The organism is Lactobacillus kalixensis DSM 16043, from assembly GCF_001434335.1.
GTDB classification, from domain to species: Bacteria; Bacillota; Bacilli; order Lactobacillales; family Lactobacillaceae; genus Lactobacillus; species Lactobacillus kalixensis.
In genome coordinates, this window is record NZ_AZFM01000033.1 from 18,701 (window position 1) to 20,133 (window position 1,433).

Here is a 1,433-nt window from a genome sequence, read left to right on the forward strand (position 1 = left end):
GAGGAATAGTCTGTTGCATCTCGATATCGTATAAGCGGCCTTTATCATCTTTAGCTAAAACATCAGCGATGATTGACTTAGATTTTTCGTATTCCTGCAGTTTATCTTGGGCATGGAACTCAATACTCTTAATATTCAATTCAGGCAGAATTGCTTGAATAAGCTTCAAGCAGTTATCTTTTTGTTCCATAATCCACTTAAAAACAGCATCGTTAGTAATTTTAACGCGCTTTAGTATATCTTTTTCGTGGTTGGATAATTTATGTGACATAACTTCCTTTCTAAAAATAGCCCTCTATTACTAAATACGCAAAAAAGTAAGAATTATTTTTAGAAAGTTAAAAAATATTGAATAACAAGTTACAGTAGCGTTATTCCGCTTGTTTTTTAAGCAGTTGAATGCTAAAATTTCTAATGTACCATCACTAAAGAAAATAATCATTTTCTCCGGTAGCGAAAATGTTATCTTCTATATGTGGTCAGAAGTGATGGTGCACACTGTGTGAGCCTAGTTCTGATGTTAGTGAACTAGGCTTTTTTTGATGCTTAAATTTTCAAAATCTGACGTTTTTTACCATGAAATACTGAAAAGAATAATGCTGCTATGATTAAGTTCGTTTCTGTTGCGATGGTGTAGATAGGAATATGTGAAGAAGACTAGTTATTGATAATATTCGGTGTTTTTTCAATAATATTTGACATTGTTACCAAATATTATTGAAAATGAACCAAATTTTACGAACTTGGTCACTAAGTGATATGCCGAGTAGAATAATATTTGTAAGTTGAAAGAGATACTTATGAATAACTTATTCAATGGAGGAAATGTTATGAATACAGTTGAATTATCACAAAAGTTTCAAACAGTAAGTCTTGAAGACTTAGCTAGCGTTCAAGGTGGCACTCACCATTCAAAAGCATACAACTATGGAAATACAGCTGCTCATGTAGCTAAAGGCGTTAGCAGTGCAGCAAACATAGCTTGGAATGTTGTTAGATATGGAGCAGAATTTTTTGGTTAGAAGGTAAAAAACTATGAATAAAGATAAAATTGAAAATGTAGCATTTTTAATTGCTTCTACATTATTCATGATTACATTGGCTTGGAGACCTACATCAAACTTGGGAAGAAATGTTTATGCAACATTGATTATTATCACATTTGTGATGTACGCATTTGATATTGTGTATACAATAAGACGTAAACTTCAAGCTAGAAAAGCAAACAAGTAATAGTCATTAATTATCTGGAAAAGTCGAAGCTTAACTATAAATTTTGGCTTTTACTAAAAATAAAAATCCTGCTAAACGAAGTGTCATATCAAAATCATTGGTATGATAGGACCAGATTTAGCAGGATTTTTTGTTTTAAAATATTTAACTGAAACTTGAAAGCTAAGATTCATGCTCTTTTCGCATGTTTCCTGGCTTTT

General features: G+C 31.6%; 3 protein-coding genes. 2 read left to right on the forward strand and 1 reads right to left on the reverse strand.

Annotation, left to right across the window (positions count from 1 at the left end; translation table 11 throughout):
• Positions 1-271 (reverse strand): Rpn family recombination-promoting nuclease/putative transposase (locus FC46_RS08235; RefSeq protein ID WP_157046815.1); only part of this gene is annotated, 271 nt, incomplete at its 3' end.
• A gap of 559 nt (positions 272-830) precedes the next feature.
• Here FC46_RS08235 and FC46_RS08240 point away from each other — a divergent pair.
• Positions 831-1,022, forward strand: a complete 192-nt coding sequence (locus FC46_RS08240) for a hypothetical protein (RefSeq protein ID WP_057799665.1) — start codon at positions 831-833, stop codon at positions 1,020-1,022.
• A gap of 13 nt (positions 1,023-1,035) precedes the next feature.
• Positions 1,036-1,233 carry a hypothetical protein gene (locus FC46_RS08245; protein ID WP_057799667.1) on the forward strand — a complete coding sequence of 66 codons (198 nt, stop codon included), beginning with the start codon at positions 1,036-1,038 and terminating at the stop codon, positions 1,231-1,233.
• Positions 1,234-1,433 lie beyond the last annotated feature (200 nt).